This window comes from Paenibacillus sp. FSL E2-8871 (assembly GCF_038000345.1).
GTDB lineage: Bacteria > Bacillota > Bacilli > Paenibacillales > Paenibacillaceae > Paenibacillus_AQ.
Genome location: NZ_JBBOBV010000001.1, coordinates 1187255 through 1207634 on the forward strand (window position 1 = coordinate 1187255; position 20380 = coordinate 1207634).

A 20380-nucleotide genomic window follows, 5' to 3' on the forward strand; every position below is an offset into this window, starting at 1 on the left:
ACTAATAATATAAACAGTCTAATTAGACTATTGAAGAGAGGATGAGAATAATGATCAAATCATTTCTAATGATTGGACAGTCAAATATGGCTGGACGAGGATTTATACATGAAGTACCCCCAATTTATAACGAGAGAATCCAAATGCTACGTAATGGCAGATGGCAAATGATGGCTGAACCTATTAATTATGACCGTCCTGTTTCTGGAATAAGTCTGGCAGGATCATTTACGGATGCATGGTGTCGTGAAAATGAAGAAGACATCATTGGCTTAATTCCTTGTGCTGAGGGTGGGAGCACCATTGATGAATGGGCTGTAGATGGGGCACTTTTTAAACATGCATTACAAGAAACTAAATTTGCTATACAAAATAGTGAATTAACGGGGATTTTATGGCATCAAGGAGAAAGTGATAGTAGTAATGGCAGCTACAAAGTCTATTATCAGAAATTACTTTTAATGGTTACGGCGCTTAGAAAAGAGTTAGATGCTCCAAATATTCCATTTATAATTGGTGGCTTAGGGGATTTTTTAGGCAAAGAAGGATTTGGAAAACATTGCACTGAATATGAGTTGATGAATCAAGAGTTACAAAAATTTGCTTTTGAACAAGATGATTGTTACTTTGTTACAGCTTCAGGTTTAACTTCTAATCCGGATGGTATTCATATCGATGCAATATCTCAAAGAAAATTTGGGTTGCGATATTTTGAAGCTTTTATTAATAAGCAGCATGTACTTGAGCCGCTAATTAATGAACAGGAGTTGTTAAGTCTCCATAATGCAAGAACTCACACTAAAGCGGAAAAAATGTATATATTGAGTATGGATTTTGCTTTGGGAAAAATATCATTTAACGAATTTCAAGCCAAGTTCATACAAATCAACAATGATTAAACCTAGTTGCATTTTGACGGAGGCGTTGAGTTGATAATATTACTAATTTTAGGATTATTAAAACAAAATCCAGGGGCTCACGGATATGAATTGTTATCCTTAATGGAAGAAAAACACTATAAATATATAGTGAATTTCACCAAAGGGTCCTTTTATTATAATCTTGGGCAATTAGTAGAGAAGAAGTATATTGTAAAAGTTGACCAAAGAGACAGCACCAGAGAGACACATAATTATAACATCACGGAATTAGGGGAAAAAGAGTTTGAAAAGTTGATGTTCAAATATGGGTCTAAGACAGACTATATAAACTTATCTTTTTATGTAGCAATGTTATTTTCAGATGAATATAAAAAAGAAGAGCTAACTAAATTAATAGAAATACAAATCGATCAAACTAAAAATAAGATTTCTTTAATACAGCTATCTCTTGAGAACGATGAAAATATTACTGCTTATTTTAAAAAAATGTTAGAAAATTCACTTTCCCACCATATAGTAAATGTTCAATGGTTTGAAGGATTGCTTGAAGATATAAAAAAAGAAAACTGATCACAGCTCAACGATTATTCTTGTAACCTATTTGAACATACGTTTTTCTAGTTCATATTGATAAAGATCATGAATTTCTTTGCTTTCAATATCTTGACCTACAAAAAAAACTAAAGTTGGGTCACTCACGGGATATGCATAAGTAAGGTATGTTCGGTGCATAAAATCATAGTCCATCTTTTTTAACTTGAAGTCAATTTGATACTTATCTTCTAAATAGACTTCGAATTGTTTTTTATGGGCTATGGACTTCCATGGTAATCCGAAAAACAAAAAGTATATTCCTATAAGGAATATCAAAAAAAATATTAGTATGAGCGATTTTTTACTTAGAATGGGGTGTTTCATTTATTAATAACCCTCCTTGTAAAATAAGGCAAAAACGAGCCTCTAAAATCCCTTTTAGGCTCGTTTTGCGTTTCGTGAATTGTATTTACTTATTTTAGAATCCTGCCCACTACTAGTATATATTTTAAATAGTCGCCATAATTACCTGCTGTAAACTCCGTTTTCTGCTGAAATACTTGATCTTTTATGAGGGCTGGACGATCGTGCAAGCGAACTTACAGTAAGTATATGATAAAAAATGTAATAAGGATGTAAGTAATTTTGCCCGCTACATACTACGAGTCATTAAAGGTTCTGGTAACAATCAATAACATACTAACGGTACCTGTAAAAAACATTTTGACATATCTAACAGGTACCGTTATAATAAAAATCAACAGGTACCGTCACAAAGATTAACAGGTATCATACAAACTTTATGGAGGATCCAATATGGACATGAATACTGAATTATACGAAAAACTCGCGAAACTGCAATGGCTGCTGCAACGCCAACACTTAAAAACACACGCTGCTGTTGGCCCTATGGCCGACACATCCCGCGGGCAAGGCAGGATACTGGCATTTCTCCGGATGAAAGATGGTATCAGCACCAAAGATTTATCCTATATGCTGGACATCCGTGTATCATCCCTCAATGAATTGCTTGCAAAATTGGAAAAAGCCGAATATATCACCCGTAAGCCATCAGAAACAGACAAACGCATCATGTTGATTTACTTAACCCAAAAAGGACAAGAGGAAGAGGGGCAAGAGATAGACAGCGTCAACATATTTTCTAGCCTATCTTCAGAAGAGCAGGTTGCTTTCGGGGATTACTTAACCCGCGTAATTATGGCTTTAGAAGAAGAGCTTGGAACGGACGGAGAACGTGATGTAATGGCTATGTGGATGGAGGCTGCAAAGGAGCGTATGGGAACAGAGGAATTCGAAAAACTAATGGCCATGCGTGGACAAATGCAAAAAATGTGGGGGAATTCTAGGGACGAACGCTTTAGCGGAAGGTTCCCTGGCTTTGGCGGGGAAGGGCATCGTGACATGCGCGGATTCGGCTGGCCTTCCAGAGATGGAAGGAATTCGTCACCAGACCAGTCACATGATCCGGACGATAAGTAAGCAGAGTCTTTTCGTCAAACAGTAGCAGTGGCGAGCCTTTTACAAAAGAAAGATGAACGGCAAAGGCGGCGCAATGACGTACTTTCTTGGAAACTGAAGAACAGTTAAATTTCGCACACCAACCCCGTAAAGTCGATGTTACGGTACGGGGTTGTTTGTTGCTGCGTCATGGTTCATATTCAATAAATAGTTAGAATTCTAAGTAATTTGAATACCAAATAGATGAAGAAAGTGGTGACCCACATGGATGCAGAAAACCTTCATTACTTTGAAAAAGCACCCATCTCAAAAGCCGTAGCTCACTTCGGTATACCGATGATGTTAGGCATGTCAATGAGTGTCATATATTCCATCTTGAATGCCTATTTCCTTGGCACACTGGGCAATACGGCTATGTTAACCGCACTTGCACTAACCTTGCCGTTATTCGCGATCATTATGGCTCTAGGAAATTTGATTGGCATGGGCAGTGGTACATTCATCTCCCGCTTGCTAGGGGAGAAAAAATATGATGATGTAAAGCATGTATCTTCATTCGCTTTTTATAGCAGTTTAGTTATCGGTCTTATCGTGATGGCTGTTGGCCTCCCGTTGATTGATCCAATTGTTCATGGCCTGGGAGCGACGCCCGACTCCTTCGGATTTACAAAGGACTATGTAACGATTATGCTTATCGGCTCACCATTCGTTGTATTATGCTTCACATTGGAGAATATCGTGCGCTCGGAAGGTTCAGCAATCACATCGATGATCGGGATGATTCTAAGTGTTGTCGTGAATATTATTCTCGATGCGCTAGTTATCTTCGTCTTCCATTGGGACGTGATTGGCGTTGCTACTGCTACGGTCATCTCTAACTTGGTTGCGAGCGCATTCTACGCCTACCATTTGGGTTATAAAAGCCAATTCTTAACTGTCTCTTTAAAATGGTTCAAAGCTACCAAGGAAATACTGAGCAATGTATTCAAAATCGGAATTCCCGTCTTTATTATGAGTATCTTCTTGGGTGCAATGTCACTCGTATTGAACCATTTTCTTGTCGAATATGTAGATCAAGCCATAGCGGGGTTCGGAATTTCATCACGTTTATTACAATTACCTGAGTGTATTCTGATGGGATTATGCGAAGGTGTCGTGCCGCTCATTGCCTTCTCTTTTACAGCAAATAAATTACGCATGAAGCATACCATCGGATTCACGATCAAAGCGATAATAGCTTTAGCTGTCGTGTTCGGCGTTATCGTCTATCTGATTTCCGACCACTTAATTGGCTTATTTACGAATGACCCGCAATTAATTGAAATGGGCAGCTACATTCTGCATGTGACATTCTTATCCTTGTTCATTACAGGAATGACTTCGTTGTTTACCGGGATCTTCCAAGCTACAGCGCAAGGAACTGCTGCATTTATAATGTCAATTATTCAAGGAGTTACTCTGATTCCTGTGTTGTATATAGCCAATCGAATGAATGGTTTTCATGGTGTGGTCTGGTCGCTCGTCATTTCGGATGCCGTTGCGTTCCTTGTTGGTGCCATCATGCTGTATGTTCTGCGGAACAAGATGCAGCCGGATTTAGATGCTTTACCGCAGTAGAATACAGCGTCTTAAGTTGATATATTAAGTTCATCTTCTAATATAAATTTTACAGTATAAAGGTGGAGCCTAGAGTATGGTTGATTTTGAATGGTATAGAAGCTTTTGCACAATATATAAGTATCAATCGATTTCTGAAGCCGCAAAAACCCGCATGATGACGCAGCCAGCCATGAGTCAGCACTTAGCCGCCTTGGAGGCGGAGGTGGGAGAAACTTTATTTATTCGGTCGACTAGAAAAATCACTCCAACAGAGCGGGGAAAGGAGTTATATTCCCAGCTCGCTCCACTTATAGAGTCATTAGAGAATACGACAATGAGCTTTAAATCCGCTTCTTTGCCTACGCTGAGTGTAATCAAGCTGGGAGCGGCGCATGAGTTTTTTAGTGAAAAAATACTGCCACAACTTACTGATTTTAATACTTGCACCATTTCGCATTTTGGAACCTCCGAGCAATTGCTAGAGCTCCTGAAGGAAGACAAGCTAGACATTCTCATTATGTCAAAAAGGTTCCAAACTCCCGGTATCGAGTATTTGAAATTAATGGATGAAGAGTTTGTTATAGTAGCTCCAAGCAATTATGAAATCCTTGAATTTGATAATCTGAAGCTTGAAGAGCAATGGCTCTCTGAACAGAAATGGATCAGCTATGGCTTGGAATTGCCGATAATAAGAAGAATTTGGAGAGAACATTTTAAGAAACGTCCTGAAATTAGACCTATTCATATCATTCCTAATTTACACATGATCCTGAAGGCAGTTGAGCTCGGGGTGGGCTTGAGTGTCATACCTACATACCTCTTGCGAAACTCGTTAAAAGAAGGCAAATCAAAAGTTGTTTTTAAGCATTTAAAAGTAAAAAACGAGTTATATATCGCTTATCAGTTAAAGAATAAGCATTTGCCTCTGATTCATGAGATCATATCTATCCTAAGAGAAAAGAAGATGGATTAGCTAGTATTATTTATAAAATTATTTATTAATAAGTGGCTATTTCATAATTTGTTTTATTTATGTTTTGGAGCTTACAATAAAGAAGCAGCAAAATTAATAAATAATTGAGACTGGCACTACACTTTGTCGAATGGACAAGCATCAACAGCATAGATGAGGAGGAAATATTATTATGAAAGTGTTTATCACAGGAGCTTCAGGCTATATCGGCGGGTCGGTGGCTAAAGGTTTACTTGATGCCGGGCATACTGTCTTCGGTCTGGTTCGCAATCCCGATAAGGTGGAAGCATTAAGGGATATTGGTATAGAGCCTATACTCGGCACGTTGGAAGATACGGATACGCTAACGAAATATGCTAAGCTCAGCGACGCAGTAATTCACACAGCCGATTCTGATCATTTGCTGGCAGTTGAAACTTTTATAGCTGCTCTACGTGGAAGTGGAAAGCCATTTTTGCATACATCGGGTTCAAGTGTGGTTGGAGATGATGCCCGTGGCGAAACGGCGAGCGAACAAATTTTTGACGAGGAAACACCATTTGTACCTATGGATATTAGGGAAAACCGCGTAGCGATAAACAACCTCGTACGCAAGGCTGGAATTGAGGATTGGGTGAGAAGCATCGTGATAGTCCCATCTATGATTTATGGTGATGCACTAGCGTTGCCTGTGGAAAGCGATCAATTGCCGCAGATTATTCGCAAGTCGAGAGAGCTGCAGGCAGGCGTTCACGTAGGTAAAGGCGTAAATCGCTGGTCTAACGTCCACATCAAAGATTTGGTACAACTGTATGTATTGGCACTTGAAAAAGCACCGTCTGCATCGTATTTCTTTGCCGAAAATGGGGAGGAATCTTATGGGGACATCGCCAAATCTGTCAGCGAGGCGTTAGGCTTTGGGGGCAAGACCATAAGCTGGCCCGCAGACGAAGCGATAGCAGAACTTGGAGACTGGGCGCGTTTTGCTATCGCCTCGAACAGCCGTGTGCATGCCACCCATGCAAGAAATCTACTTGCTTGGGCTCCGAAGGAAGAGTCGCTGCTTAGCTGGATAAAAAATAATTTGCAATAATAAACCACTGAAAAATGATTCCTCCATGTTTAAATTTGACGATTACCACGAATAACATATACGCAAAAGAAGCCGCCTACAAGGTGGCTTCTTTTGCGAAAAACGTCATAAGCTAGCCTATCTTAAAAAGAACAATAGCTAAATTTTAACACTGACTTCTCCATTTGAAAGATATTCCTCGTCACCATTTTCATATCTGACTTTCAGATGGCAATCGTTATCGATATCAATGGCTGTTGCCTTAAGCTGTTCATTATTCTTTATCACTGTTACGGGTTTTCCAAGTGAAATTAACCGTTTTCTATATTCGGTAAGAAACAATCTGTCCGTTAATTGCTCATAATATCTCATGAAATTGTTCAGTACTTCTGCTACCAGTCGGTTGCGGAGATCACCATAAGAATTGTTTTCAGAAATTACAGTTGTTGCAATCTCGGTAAGGTCGTTAGGAAAGCCGTCGAACGGTAGCGCTACATTGATACCAATACCAAGAACGGCATAATCAAGCCAGCCGTTTTCCAGTGACACGGATGCTTCAGTAAGAATCCCACACACCTTTTTACCTTCCATGAAGACATCATTCACCCATTTAATCTGCGTTTCTTTACCGGATACGCTCTCGATGGAAAGGGCGACTGCAACAGCGGCGCAAGTGGTCAGCAGAGCGGAATCTGTTGCTGACAGCTTGGGACGCAGCAGGATACTCATATAGATACCCGTTCCCGGTGGAGAAAAGAATTTTCGGCCCATTCTCCCGCGTCCAGCGGTCTGTTCTTCGGAAAGGATCACCTTACCCTCAGCTTCTCCATTTGAGGCAAGACTTTTTACTGCTTCATTCGTTGAAGATAGTGTTTTAAAGACTTCTAAACGTAACTTTTGCCCCTGGGTATCCAGATATTTTGAAATTGCACTTGCAGATAGGATATCTGTTTGAGGTGACATGGAATATCCTTTATTGGTTACAGCTTGTATGGAATATCCGTCAGTCTGTAACGATTTTATGGCTTTCCAGACAGCGCTGCGCGTCACGGATAACTGAACGGCTATTTCCTCGCCGGAAAAGTATTCACCCTTATTACTGTCGAGCAAGGCAAGAATATGTTCTTTTACTGTCATGAACTTAAACCTCCAAAAGTATAACTCTCCGACCAAAACCCATCGAATATATTAACATCCAACGATTGCGACTGAATACTCTAATTCTATAGAACAATTGGAAAAACTCAAGCTTGGTATTTCACTCTATTGTAAACCTTTAAAAATATTATGGTTTACAATCAATAATATCTCCATTATAATTCAGCTTACTGGACGTATTTACTAACCAGAATACAATTATTTATATCCAATGGAGGTCAAATTTTTGAAGACAAAAGAACTTATTTATGCTGCATTATTCGCAGCACTTATCGCGGTGCTGGGCATGATTCCACCCATCCCCCTCGGCTTCATCCCCGTTCCGATCACTGCCCAGACGCTTGGCGTCATGTTAGCTGGATGTTTTCTGGGGAAACGGATGGGCGCCCTCAGTCTAGTCATTTTCATCATTCTGGTAGCCATTGGACTGCCTGTACTGACTGGCGGCCGTGGCGGAATCGCAGTGCTCATTGGTCCTTCTACAGGATACATATTTAGCTTCCCTATCGCGGCCGGCCTTATCGGCTGGTATTCTGAAAAAATCTGGCCGAAGGTCCGAACTTGGAAGCTGATAGCGATCAACATAATCTTTGGTGTATTACTAGTGAGTCTGATTGGTGCACCAGTCATGGCATTAATAACCAATACGTCGATCTGGGCTGGACTTGTCGGAGCGTTAGCCTTTCTTCCGGGAGACATCATCAAAGCCGTTATTGCAGCCGTCATAACGATGCAGCTGAAAGCAATTAGCCCTATTGAAGAAAAAGCACAAATATAAAGTGATGTGAAACTCGGGTAAATGAAACCCGAGTTTTTTTATTGAAAAATAATATGGTTATAGATGTGAATTTGTTTATACTATAAAAATTAAAATGAAATTGAAATAGGGTGGATAACAATGGATAAGGGATTTAATTTAGCTAGCCAACTATTAACGCTGCTTGATACAGAACAAAGATGGTTTACCTTAGCCGAAGTGGAAAAAAGTTTAGGGATCTCAGATAAGACAATACGGAAGATGGTGGAGGAAATCAGTAAGCAACTACCCTCTACTGTAACCATTGAAGTTTCTAGAGGTAAGGGAATCGTTCTTCTACGTGATGGGCAAAGTACGATAAGTGAAGTGATTTCTTCTATGTTTAGACAAACCATTTTTTATCGGCTGATGCATTTATTGTTTACGAATGCTGGTCGAATGTCTGTGGAGGAGCTTTCTGAAGCCATGTTTATGAGTACCTCGTCTTTGAAGAAGCTGATTGTGGAATTAAATAACAATGATCTAAAAGCGTATAAGTTACGCATTAGTTACTCTACACCTGTGATCAAAGGGAATGAAATGAATATTCGGTATTTTTATTGGAATTTATATTGTGATGCGTATGAGTTTACAGGATGGCCCTTTGCGAATGTTGATTTTGCTTATATAAATCAGTTGATCACAAATATAGAGAATGAGAATAACATTGTATATTTTATCAATTCCAAAAGGAAATTGTCCTTTTTGTTGGCAATTGTAATAGAAAGAGCTGCTAAAGGAAATTGTGTAACCATCGACGAAAATGCATACCCCTGGGAAAAGGGGATGTTTTATATACCAGTGAGAGCCATAGCAGAGCGTCTTGAAGAAAAGCTGTCTATCGAATTTCCAAAGAGTGAAATATTCTTTATGCAATCCATGGTTAGTCTCAGCCAATATCATTATTATGAAGGGTCAGAGATCACTCCGATTAAAGAAGTCGAATTACACAAGGATAAAGAAGAATATCAAATGGGGAATCTGCTTCTAATGTTGTTGGCAAAGGTATACCCGAACTTGGATATGCATGAACGATTTATCTTGGAGATTTACGGGTTCTTTGACAAGTTATTAATCGAAAATGCCATTCCGGAATGGATGATGATTTCGAAAAGTCATTTAACAACATATGTAGAGCAGGAGTGCCAGCAGATTTATCAAGAAATGCAAACCTGTATGCAAACGTGGAATAAAACTTACCCTTCCGTTCTCTTCAATAATTTTCATTTAACAAAACTAACCTTAATTGTCCGTTCGAGTTTACGTTATAAGAGTAAGAGGGCTTTCTTAGTGATCGGAGAGGAATTTTCAATTCGTCATTACATAGCAGATTTGATAAAGAAGGAAATAGGGGATCAGTTGATCCTTAATACCTCCATTATGAAAGGGCTAACCGACGAGATCATGCAGCAAAATAATATTGATCTTGTCATTAGTAATATCCCGGTTGCACTAAAGACCGTGCCTGTTGTTATTATTTCTACGATCCCTTCTAAAAGAGATTTGGACAATATCCGTAAAGAATTGCTTTTATAATTTGACCAATTATTTTCCGTTACCTACGTAAGTTTTTGGTCTAGTTTGTAATGTTAAAAAACCTTATGCTCAATCTAGTTTCGAAACTGATTTTACTTGAGGGCAAGTGGAAAGCGATTTCGGTAAACCTCAGTTTACTATTAAAAGTTGGAGGAAGAACTATGAGTAGGCATTTAGGTGCAAATAAGGGAGAAATAGCAGAGCGCGTTTTGCTCCCAGGAGATCCTTTACGTGCAAAATTTGTAGCAGAACACTTTTTAGAGGGGGCTAATTGTTATAACGAAGTAAGAGGGATGTATGGATACACTGGATTATACAAGGGTGTACCGGTGTCGGTTCAGGGGACAGGGATGGGAAATCCATCGATGAGTATCTATGCTACAGAATTGATCGTCGATTATGAAGTTAAGAAATTGATTCGCATTGGTACATGTGGTGCGATGCAAAGTGAAATTAATATCCGCGATATTATAATAGCCCAAGCGGTGTCTTCAGACAGTAATATGACGGAGAAGATCTTTCATGGTTGTAATTTTGCACCTACAGCAGATTTCTCATTGTTAATGAAAGCGTATCAACAAGCACAAGCTAAAAATGCAAATGTTTTTGTTGGTAACATTTATAATTCTGATGAATTCTATCGTGAAAATTTAGATCGACTTCACAAGTTTATGGATTTTGGTGTATTAGCAGTAGAAATGGAAAGTACAGCCCTATACACTTTAGCCGCTAAATATGGTGTAAAAGCGTTATCGATTTTAACAGTCGGCAGTCAATTGCTAAGACAGGAACACCTGACTCATAAAGAAAGTGAACAATCCTTTTATGAAATGGTCGAAATAGCCCTTAACACAGTCATTGATGGCTGATTTATGGATAAGAGCAGTGTTGTTAGAAAAGAGAGTGAGAAAGAAATGAAGGTAATACTGTCAGGATTGCAGTGGATGATTTTTATGATCGCTGGTGCAATTGCTGCACCCATTGCTATCGCAGATTTATATAACTTAACACCCATAGAAACTTCCGGGCTTATCCAGAGCACAATGATTACTTTAGGGATAGCTGGATTTTTACAAGGCCTGATGGGTCATAAATTCCCTATCCATGAAGGTCCGGCAGGATTATGGTGGAGTATTTTTACGATTTACGCAAGTTTAGTGGGGGGACTTTATTCTTCTAACAATGGTGCTTTACAAGCTTTAAGTGGGGCAATGATCATTAGCGGTGTGTTATTTATCCTAATTTCAGCATTTAAGCTAATGGATAAAATCGCTCGTCTATTTACTCCCACCATCACTTTTATTTATTTACTTTTATTGATCTTTCAATTAAGTGGATCTTTTATGAAAGGGATGATGGGGATTACCATAGCCCACACCACGTTAGATGTTAAAGTATTCATCCTTAGTATGATTGTGGTTTGCATTACCTTTTGGTTAGGAAAAAGTCGCTTTGTAGTACTCAGCCAGTTTTCAATAATTTTCAGTATATTGATAGGCTGCCTATTATTTATTATCTGCGCTAATATACCAGTGTTTTCTCATGCGGATACTATATTTAAGCTACCGAAAATATTCCCATTTGGCAGACCTCAATTCGATGCTGGGACAATCACTACTGCATTTTTATTAACGCTGTTATTAATAACCAATGCAGTTGCGTCGATCCGTTTGATGGAGACCGTTATGAAACAAAAGCAAGTGGATCATCATCGTTATTTGCGCGCCGGGTTTACTTCTGGAATTACGCATCTTATTAGTGGCGGTTTAGGAGCGGTCGGTTCTGTCCCTATCTCGGGAGCGGCAGGATATGTTGAACAAACAGGGATGAAGGAGCGAAGATCATTTTTAATTGGATGTTGCTTTGTGATCTCAATATCCTTATTTCCGCCAATGATGAATGTTATATCAGCGATTCCAGCTCCCATAGGCTATTCCGTTACCTTCGTCATTTTTGTGAAGATGGTCGGACTAGCGCTAAAGGAATTGAAGAAGGTCATTCATGAAGAACGAACATTTATCGTTAGTGGAATTTCCCTTTTAGTGGGTGTGGGATTAATGTTTATCCCTTCATCAGCTACGGCCCATTTATCTCCGATCGTGATAGCCATTTTAAATAATGGATTAATATGCGGAAGTCTGTTGGCGATTATTTTGGAACAAGGGTTAATGTGGAAAGATGCATTTCGATATGAGGATTCCAAGAAAATTAACCGATAATTTGGAGGGCTAAAAATGCATTATCTAATTTCTATTGCTGGTTTGGTCATTGTTCTATTACTGGCATGGCTAGGAAGTAACAATAAGAAAAAGATTAAATATCGACCAATCATTGTAATGATTGCTATTCAGATCGGTTTGGGATTAATTATACTAAAAACAAGTATAGGTGAATTCTTAATTAAAGGGTTTGCCGATAGTTTTGCAAAATTGCTTGGATACGCCAATGAAGGGATTGACTTTGTTTTTGGTGGGATTGCAAATGAAGGGGCCCATACATTTTTCCTTTATGTTTTGATGCCAATTGTTTTTATGTCGGCATTAATTGGGATATTGCAGCATTACAAAATTCTCCCGTTCATTATCAAGTATATTGGTTTGGTACTAAGTAAAATAAATGGCATGGGCAAATTGGAGTCTTATAATGCAGTTGCAGCCGCAATTGTAGGACAAAATGAAGTGTTTATTTCGGTGAAAAACCAGCTTGGATTATTACCAAAACATCGCTTGTATACATTATGTGCGTCTGCAATGTCGACGGTATCCATGTCAATTGTTGGTTCATATATGACGATGCTAGAACCTCGTTATGTAGTAGCTGCATTGATATTAAACCTATTTGGTGGATTCATCATTTCATCCATCATTAATCCGTATGAAGTTACACCTGAAGAAGATATTGTTGAAGTTCAGGTAGAAGAAAAACAAACGTTTTTTGAAATGCTAGGCGAATATATTATGGATGGCTTTAAAGTAGCCATAGTAGTTGGTGTAATGTTGGTTGGTTTCGTTGGGATCATTGCATTAATTAACGGGGTCTTCAGCGGAGTATTCGGTATCTCGTTTCAAGGAATTTTAGGGTATGTCTTTGCACCCATTGCCTTTCTTATCGGTGTCCCATGGCATGAAGCTGTTGATGCAGGCAGTATCATGGCGACAAAGCTTGTTGCGAATGAATTCGTTGCTATGCTTGACTTTGTTAAGATCCAAGATGGTTTAAGTGGGCGTACTACAGCCATTGTCTCGGTTTTTCTAATCTCATTTGCTAACTTTGGGTCCATTGGTACCATTGTGGGTGCAGTGAAAGGCTTAAATGAAAAACAAGGGAATATTGTGGCTCGATTTGGATTGAAACTGTTATTTGGCGCCACACTTGTAAGCGTTTTATCCGCTCTGATCATCGGTATCATTTTTTAGTTAAACTTAGCGGATTTTCGTCATCGTTATGAATTCTGCACAAGACATCTTTGTATATAAAAAGCCGCTTACTTAGCGGCTTTTTTTGTTGTGATTATAGAACAATTATTAAGATAGGAAATAGGAAAAAGAATAATTGATTATCAAATGGGTTAATTAAAGAAGAACCGCCAGTTTTTACTCTTTTTCCGAGTCAGATAGCAAAAGCATTGACAACCTGTATATACAGGTTTAAACTGTGTGAAGTGTTTGAACTTGTATATACAGGTTTAATATTTGACATAAAGTAATTCTTTTGGAGGTGTTCAACTTGAGTCAGTCCCAGTATTCGGAGTGGTGGCGCCGGTCCACGGTGTATCAGGTGTACCCGAAGAGCTTTAAGGACACTACAGGCAACGGAACAGGAGATATTAAAGGACTTATTGAAAAATTAGATTATTTGCAGAAGCTTGGAATTGATATTGTCTGGTTACAGCCGGTCTATGTCTCGCCACAACATGATAACGGTTACGATGTTGCGGATTATGAAAATATCAACCCGGATTTTGGTACGATGGAGGATTTCGACGAGTTAGTACAGGAACTGCACAGACGTGAAATGAAGCTAATGATCGATATCGTGGTTAACCATACTTCAACAGAACATGAGTGGTTCAAACAGTCCATTTCAAGCAGGAACAATCCCTATCGTGATTACTACATCTGGAAGGACCCCGCTCCGGACGGTGGCTTACCCAACAATTGGCAGTCGAAGTTCGGAGGTCCTGCCTGGCAGTTTGATGAAGCTTCGGGACAATATTATCTTACTCTCTTCGATAAAACCCAGGCGGATCTGAATTGGGAGAACGAGAAGGTACGTAGAGCAGTGAATGATATGATGCTATTCTGGGCTAAAAAGGGTGTCGAAGGCTTCCGCATGGATGTAATTAATTTAATCTCCAAGGATCAACGCTTCCCTAACGATGACGGGAGTGTTCCACCGGGGGATGGACGCAAGTTCTATACTGACGGTCCACGGGTTCATGAATACATCAAAGCGATGTACGAAGAGGTATTTGGTCCGTATGAGATGGTGACAGTCGGAGAGATGTCCTCAACTACATTGGAGCATTGCATCCGATACTCGAGTCCTAAAGAGCGGGAATTTTCCATGACTTTCAATTTTCATCATTTAAAAGTCGATTATCCGAATGGACAGAAGTGGGAGCTAATGCCCTATGATTTTGAGGCGATGAAAAGCTTGTTCACAGAGTGGCAGACCGGAATGCAGAAAGGTCAGGGCTGGAACGCCTTATTTTTTAACAATCACGATCAACCGCGTGCCCTCTCCAGATTCACTGATGATAAGGTCTACCGTGTAGAGAGTGCCAAGCTGCTTGCAACAACTCTGCATGGCCTTCAGGGAACACCTTATGTGTATCAGGGGGAAGAAATCGGGATGCCAAATCCGGTATGGAAGAGCATCGATGAGTTCCGTGACATTGAGTCACTGAATATGTACCGTATTTTGTGTGAACAGGGGAAAAGCCCTGAGACTGCCCTGAGTATTCTTCAGGAACGTTCACGGGACAATTCCCGTACGCCGATGCAGTGGGATGACAGCCGAAATGCCGGATTCACCACAGGTACTCCATGGCTGAAAGTTGATGAGCGGTATTCGGACATCAATGTGCAGAAGGAGCTAGCCAATCCCGATTCCATCTTCCATCATTACCGCAAGCTGATTGCGCTACGCAAGGATTATGGGATATTCATTGAAGGTGTATTCAAGAGACTCGATGATGGTCATCCTGAAGTGTTCGCTTACGCCAGAACAGGTGATGGAGAGGCGCTTGTAGTGGTCTCGAACTTCAGCAGTAAAGAGATTACCTTCCGCTTTGAAGATAGTCACTGGGCAGAGTTATCATCAAGTGGTAAAGACGAGCTTCTGATTGGAAATACAACAGAAACACCTGCATTAACACAAGAGCTTCAGCTTAGTCCTTATGCTTCCTACATGTGGTTAATCCGCTAACGAGGTGTACTTGAGAAGGAGCACAAATCAATTATGTAAGGAGTGAAGATATGGCTATAGACCGCAAAAATGTTGAGGATATTGTACGGGCAGTTGGGGGCAAGGAGAATATAGAGGTTGCGACACATTGTGTAACCCGGCTGAGATTCTCGCTGTATGATGAGAGCAAGGTGGATTCGGAAGCCTTGGACCGCAACGAACTAGTAAAGGGACAATTTTCTAGCCAAGGGCAGTTTCAGATCGTTATCGGACCGGGAACTGTAGATAAAGTATACGATGAAATGATTCAGATCACTGGCGGTTCTCGTTCTTCCAAAGATGAAGTGAAATCCGCTGCTGCCCGAAAACAGAATCCGCTGCAGCGTGCGATCAAGACGCTAGCTGATATATTTATTCCTATTCTACCGGCTATCGTAACCGCAGGTTTGCTGCTTGGGATCAATAATATTTTGACCGGGCCTGGTATCTTCTTTGATAATCAGTCGCTGGTGGATGTCTATCCCGCATGGAAAGACATTGCTGCGATTATTAATACGATTGCCAGCACAGCTTTTACCTTTTTACCAGCACTTATCGGTTGGGCAGCTGTTACACGTTTCGGCGGCAGTCCTCTGCTCGGGATCGTTTTGGGTCTCATTCTCGTGCACCCGGATCTATTAAGTGCCTATAACTATGCAAGTGCTTCCACTGAGGGTACTGTTCCAACCTGGAATTTGTTCGGCTGGCATTTGGAGAAGATCGGTTATCAGGGACAAGTATTGCCAGTGCTGGTTTCGGCCTATATTCTGGCAAGGCTGGAGAAGTTCCTCAACCGCCGGGTGCATGATTCCATTAAACTGCTGGTTGTTGCGCCTGTGACTTTACTGATTACAGGTTTTCTGGCCTTCACCATTATCGGACCGGTTACGTTTGGCATTGCCAATGCCATCACCTCTGGCCTGATCTTTGTATTTGATCATTTTGCGCTCCTTGGTGGCTTGATTTACGGAGGATTCTATGCGCTTCTGGTCATCACTGGTATGCATCATACCTTCTTGGCGGTTGATGTGCAGCTCATCGGCAGCGAGGGCGGCACTTTCCTCTGGCCGATGTTAGCGTTATCCAATATTGCACAAGGTGCCGCGGCACTGGCAATGATGTTCGTAGTCAGAGAACAAAAGGCAAAAGGCTTGGCGGCTACATCTTCCATCTCTGCATTCCTCGGCGTGACGGAGCCGGCGATCTTCGGAGTGAATATCCGCTATCGTTATCCTTTCATCTTCGGGATGATCGGCTCAGGGATTGCCGGTATACTTCTTACCGTTAATCAGGTTCGCGCTTCTTCCATTGGCGTAGGCGGGATTCCCGGCTTCCTTTCGATATTCCCGAACCAGTGGGGCGTGTTCTTCATTGGCATGCTTATTGTTCTCATAGTGCCATTTGTCGCTACTGTACTCTACGGCCGATCTGTGGTGGGGCGTTCCGAAAAGAACACAGCTACAAAGGCTACTACTACTGTGAGCGAGACAGACAATTTGAACAGCCGCCCTATAGTTCAAGAGTCACAGGACTCCGTGAATATTCTGGAGCTTATCTCTCCGCTCAGTGGAACTGCAGTATCTCTAGAACAGGTGCCTGATCCTGCCTTTGCCGAGAAGCAGATGGGCGAAGGCATTGCAATCGAACCTTCTGAGGGTAAAGTATATGCACCCTTTGATGCTACAGTAGCTCATGTGATCAAGAGCAAACATGCGCTTATATTGGAGCATGCCAGTGGTGTACAGATACTCATCCACGTTGGAATTAATACGGTGTCGCTTAAAGGCAGTGGTTTTACCACCCATAAGAATATTGGCGACAAGGTGCAGGCAGGTGAGCTTCTGCTGGAATTTGATATGGAAGCTATCCGCGCAGCAGGTTACCCTTTGATTACTCCAATCATCATTCCTGCAGGTCAGGATATGGTGGAGAAGATTGAGGAGAAGACTGGACCAGCTGCAGCTAGACAATCTAGCATCTTGACTATTCATCTCAAAGGTTAATACAGGCTATATTGGCAAAGACTTTATATTACAGAAAGACAGCCCCTGGGGGCTGTCTTTCTGTAAATATAAGAATTCATAAGTTTCACGCTATAAATTTCCCTCCAATTGAATCGATGCTTCCAAAGGCATGACGTGATACAATAAAGGGCGGTGATCAAAATTGAGAGAAAATAAATATTTGCAAATTTATAATGAGTACAGCAACCAAATTCTTTCTGGACAACTAGTACCGGGAACCAAACTGCCCTCTGAAAGTGAACTTGCTGAAGCTTACAGCACATCACGAGAGACCGTTCGCAAAGCGCTGAACCTGCTGTTCCGTGAAGGATACATTCACAAAATTAAGGGCAGAGGCTCCTTTGTGCTTGATATGACGAGAATGGATTTCCCCGTAACCGGTCTGATTTCATTTAAAGAGATGGCCGATACACTGGGTACTGCCTCACGGACACTGGTAGAGCGGACGATAAATGAGACGGCAGGCTCCACGCTCGCCAGACATCTACAGATTCCGCCTGAAACCCTGGTTTGGAAAGTTATTCGTGCCAGAGAGATTGAAGGCGATCGGATCATTTTGGATAAGGATTATTTCCGAGCGGATATTGTTCCATTCCTAAGCGAGGAAATCGCGGAAGGCTCACTCTATGAATATCTGGAGCAGGAGTTGGGGCTTAAAATCAGTTATGCGAAGAAGCTTATATCCGTTGAACCTTCTACAGAGGAGGATCATAGACTGCTCGATTTGAAGAGTTACACGCATATTGTAGTAGTACGAAACTATGTTTATTTGGAGAATACGGTGCTTTTCCAATATACCGAGTCCAGGCATCGACTGGATAAATTTCAGTTCGTGGATTTTGCTCGAAGGGTGAAACGTTAAGCTAAGCTTAAAGAGGGGTGTCCCAGTTTGGGATACGCCTTTTTTTCCAAAAAGGCAGTATATTACCGATACAAGAAGGCTTGAGAAGTTCATTCCTACGTTCGCAAATAACGATATATTAAGAAAAAGGCTGCCCTCAGAGGCAGCTTTTTTATATGGCGTTCTAAACAACAAGCTACCCCTGGCGATTCCTCATTACTCATAAAGCATCTCTCATATTTTGATATGTAATTATAGTTAATCGCTTCTGTGAAAAATAAGAGGAAGAGAGATTTATTCCAGTCTTCCTCTTAATGAGGTAGAAGGATAGAGACAATAAAACGCCCAAATCGTAATGACGTGGATAAGGAAAGTTGATTTCAATTTTCTTATCGTCTTCTGGGTGCCAATAAACAGCCTTGTAATGATCATTTTCCTAGTTCAGTTTTGAAATTCTTCTGGAACTGAGGAGAATACGAAAATCCACACTTGACTTTATAGGGTAGGGGGGTATAGTATTACTGCGTTGGTATTAAAAATTTTAATTATTGGTTACCAAAGGAGGAGGAAGAAAATTATGAATAATCAAGCACAGACTTTACCGCAAGCCGATCCCAAACGCTGGATGGCGCTGGCCTTACTATGTCTTGCCAATTTCATGGTGATCATGGACACATCCATTATCGGCGTTGCACTGCCAGCCATCAAAGAAGCGCTCGGCTATACGCAGGCAAGTTTACAGTGGGTGTTTAATGCGTATGTCATATTCTTTGGCGGATTATTGTTACTTGGTGGTCGATTGTCCGATCTATTTGGTCAGCGCCGCATATTCATGTGGGGATTTTCCATTCTAACGTTAGCTTCCTTGCTGGCAGGACTCGCTTGGAACGAGGAAGCGCTTAATGTTGGTCGCGCCCTACAAGGATTTGGTTCCGCGTTAATAGCCCCATCCGCGTTAACGATTGTTATGATGCTCTTCGGTGGCAACCCCAAAGAACTAGGGAAAGCATTAGGCTTCTGGGGCGCATCAGCTGCTGCTGGCGGTTCAGCCGGCGTGTTTCTTGGCGGGGTCATTACCGAGTGGCTCAGCTGGCAATGGACCTTCCTCATCAATGTACCCGTTGGCATTATTGCATTACTCCTGTCGCCTGGACTTTTAGCCAAGGGAATGCGAAGAAAAGGCAGCATTGACGTCATTGGCTCCATCTTCGTCACAGCGGCTTTGGTTTTGGTGGTATATGGCATTGTTACTGCAGAACACAATGGATGGGGAGCGCCATCCACGTTGTGGACGCTTATTTCAGGAATCGTGTTATTTATCCTGTTCCTGATCGTTCAGGCAACTAAAAAAGAACCGCTTGTTCCACTGAAGATTTTTAAAACACCCAATCTGGCTGCAGGCAATATCGCGCTCATTATGCTGGCAGGGAGTTGGATTCCGCTGTGGTATTTCCTCAATCTCTATATGCAGCAGGTGCTAAAGTTTTCTGCTTTCGCCGGCGGAGTCGGCTTACTGCCGATGACGGTCCTAATTACTATCTTCATGATTTTGATTACCGGTAAATTAATCGGAAAATTCGGAATAAAAACAAACTTGGTCATTGGATTGATTGCACTCGGGGGTTCGATGCTTCTGTTCGCTAGCAATACGCCGGTTGATGGAAACTTTATCGCTAACGTGCTTCCAGCTTCCTTGCTTGGTGCACTTGGCATGTCACTTGCCTATATTCCGGCTACGATGTCCGCCATGTCGGGGGCTAAACCCGAGGAAGCAGGGCTTGCATCGGGTCTCGCCAATACGAGCTACCAGATTGGGTCAGCTATCAGTTTGGCCATCATGGTTGCGATTGCGGGTTCAACAACTGCTTCCCAAACCGGTATTGACCCGGTCTCCGTGCTAAACGAAGGCTTTCAACAAGCTTTTATGTGGTCCGGTATAGTCGCTCTTGCAGGTGCTGTGCTAGCGTTTCTATTTATCCGTTCACCTAAGCAGGGTGAAGCAAGTGACAAGGTAGCTATGTAACCAATGAATCGAGCTCCAGTGCCTAATCAACGGAGTT

At 41.3% G+C, this 20380-nt stretch carries 16 protein-coding genes; 15 read left to right on the forward strand and 1 reads right to left on the reverse strand.

Annotation, left to right across the window (positions count from 1 at the left end; all coding sequences use genetic code 11):
- The first annotated feature begins 50 nt into the window (after window positions 1–50).
- From NYE25_RS05450 to NYE25_RS05475, 6 genes are all read left to right on the forward strand, one after another.
- Window positions 51–899 (forward strand): sialate O-acetylesterase, encoded by an 849-nt coding sequence (locus NYE25_RS05450; protein WP_341145336.1) that lies wholly within the window; start codon window positions 51–53, stop codon window positions 897–899.
- A 30-nt stretch (window positions 900–929) separates the two neighbouring features.
- Complete coding sequence (locus NYE25_RS05455; protein WP_076299790.1) at window positions 930–1451, forward strand: PadR family transcriptional regulator; 522 nt, start codon at window positions 930–932, stop codon at window positions 1449–1451.
- A 780-nt stretch (window positions 1452–2231) separates the two neighbouring features.
- On the forward strand, window positions 2232–2915 hold the full coding sequence (locus tag NYE25_RS05460) for a MarR family winged helix-turn-helix transcriptional regulator (RefSeq protein WP_081382919.1): 684 nt from the start codon (window positions 2232–2234) through the stop codon (window positions 2913–2915).
- Between the two features lie 243 nt (window positions 2916–3158).
- A complete protein-coding gene (locus NYE25_RS05465) occupies window positions 3159–4511 on the forward strand; it encodes an MATE family efflux transporter (protein ID WP_341145337.1) in 1353 nt (450 codons plus the stop codon).
- Between the two features lie 76 nt (window positions 4512–4587).
- The gene (locus NYE25_RS05470; protein WP_340969601.1) at window positions 4588–5466 is read left to right on the forward strand and encodes a LysR family transcriptional regulator; all 879 of its coding nucleotides are present in this window, start codon (window positions 4588–4590) and stop codon (window positions 5464–5466) included.
- Between the two features lie 172 nt (window positions 5467–5638).
- Window positions 5639–6538, forward strand: coding sequence for an NAD-dependent epimerase/dehydratase family protein (locus NYE25_RS05475; protein ID WP_341145338.1), 900 nt, complete (start codon window positions 5639–5641; stop codon window positions 6536–6538).
- A gap of 138 nt (window positions 6539–6676) precedes the next feature.
- On the opposite strand, the gene NYE25_RS05480 is transcribed toward NYE25_RS05475, so the two are convergent.
- Window positions 6677–7654 (reverse strand): biotin--[acetyl-CoA-carboxylase] ligase, encoded by a 978-nt coding sequence (locus tag NYE25_RS05480; RefSeq protein WP_341145339.1) that lies wholly within the window; start codon window positions 7652–7654, stop codon window positions 6677–6679.
- A 247-nt stretch (window positions 7655–7901) separates the two neighbouring features.
- Here NYE25_RS05480 and NYE25_RS05485 point away from each other — a divergent pair, with 247 nt between their 5' ends.
- The 9 genes from NYE25_RS05485 to NYE25_RS05525 all read left to right on the forward strand — a co-directional run bounded on the left by NYE25_RS05485 (window position 7902) and on the right by NYE25_RS05525 (window position 20343).
- Window positions 7902–8453 (forward strand): biotin transporter BioY, encoded by a 552-nt coding sequence (locus NYE25_RS05485; protein WP_341145340.1) that lies wholly within the window; start codon window positions 7902–7904, stop codon window positions 8451–8453.
- Between the two features lie 120 nt (window positions 8454–8573).
- Window positions 8574–10007 carry a helix-turn-helix domain-containing protein gene (locus NYE25_RS05490; protein WP_341145341.1) on the forward strand — a complete coding sequence of 478 codons (1434 nt, stop codon included), beginning with the start codon at window positions 8574–8576 and terminating at the stop codon, window positions 10005–10007.
- A gap of 161 nt (window positions 10008–10168) precedes the next feature.
- Window positions 10169–10876 carry a purine-nucleoside phosphorylase gene (gene deoD, locus NYE25_RS05495; RefSeq protein ID WP_042188402.1) on the forward strand — a complete coding sequence of 236 codons (708 nt, stop codon included), beginning with the start codon at window positions 10169–10171 and terminating at the stop codon, window positions 10874–10876.
- 3 nt (window positions 10877–10879) lie between these two features.
- A complete protein-coding gene (locus NYE25_RS05500; RefSeq protein WP_341145342.1) occupies window positions 10880–12226 on the forward strand; it encodes a purine/pyrimidine permease in 1347 nt (448 codons plus the stop codon).
- Between the two features lie 15 nt (window positions 12227–12241).
- On the forward strand, window positions 12242–13423 hold the full coding sequence (locus tag NYE25_RS05505) for a NupC/NupG family nucleoside CNT transporter (protein ID WP_341145343.1): 1182 nt from the start codon (window positions 12242–12244) through the stop codon (window positions 13421–13423).
- A gap of 310 nt (window positions 13424–13733) precedes the next feature.
- Window positions 13734–15437, forward strand: a complete 1704-nt coding sequence (gene treC, locus NYE25_RS05510; RefSeq protein ID WP_341145344.1) for an alpha,alpha-phosphotrehalase — start codon at window positions 13734–13736, stop codon at window positions 15435–15437.
- Between the two features lie 50 nt (window positions 15438–15487).
- Complete coding sequence (gene treP / locus NYE25_RS05515; RefSeq protein ID WP_341145345.1) at window positions 15488–17458, forward strand: PTS system trehalose-specific EIIBC component; 1971 nt, start codon at window positions 15488–15490, stop codon at window positions 17456–17458.
- Window positions 17459–17621: 163 nt separating this feature from the next.
- Entirely contained in the window at window positions 17622–18341 is a 720-nt protein-coding gene (gene treR, locus NYE25_RS05520) for a trehalose operon repressor (RefSeq protein ID WP_234538379.1), read from the forward strand.
- 556 nt (window positions 18342–18897) lie between these two features.
- Window positions 18898–20343, forward strand: a complete 1446-nt coding sequence (locus NYE25_RS05525; RefSeq protein WP_076283737.1) for an MFS transporter — start codon at window positions 18898–18900, stop codon at window positions 20341–20343.
- The last annotated feature ends 37 nt before the right edge of the window (window positions 20344–20380 follow it).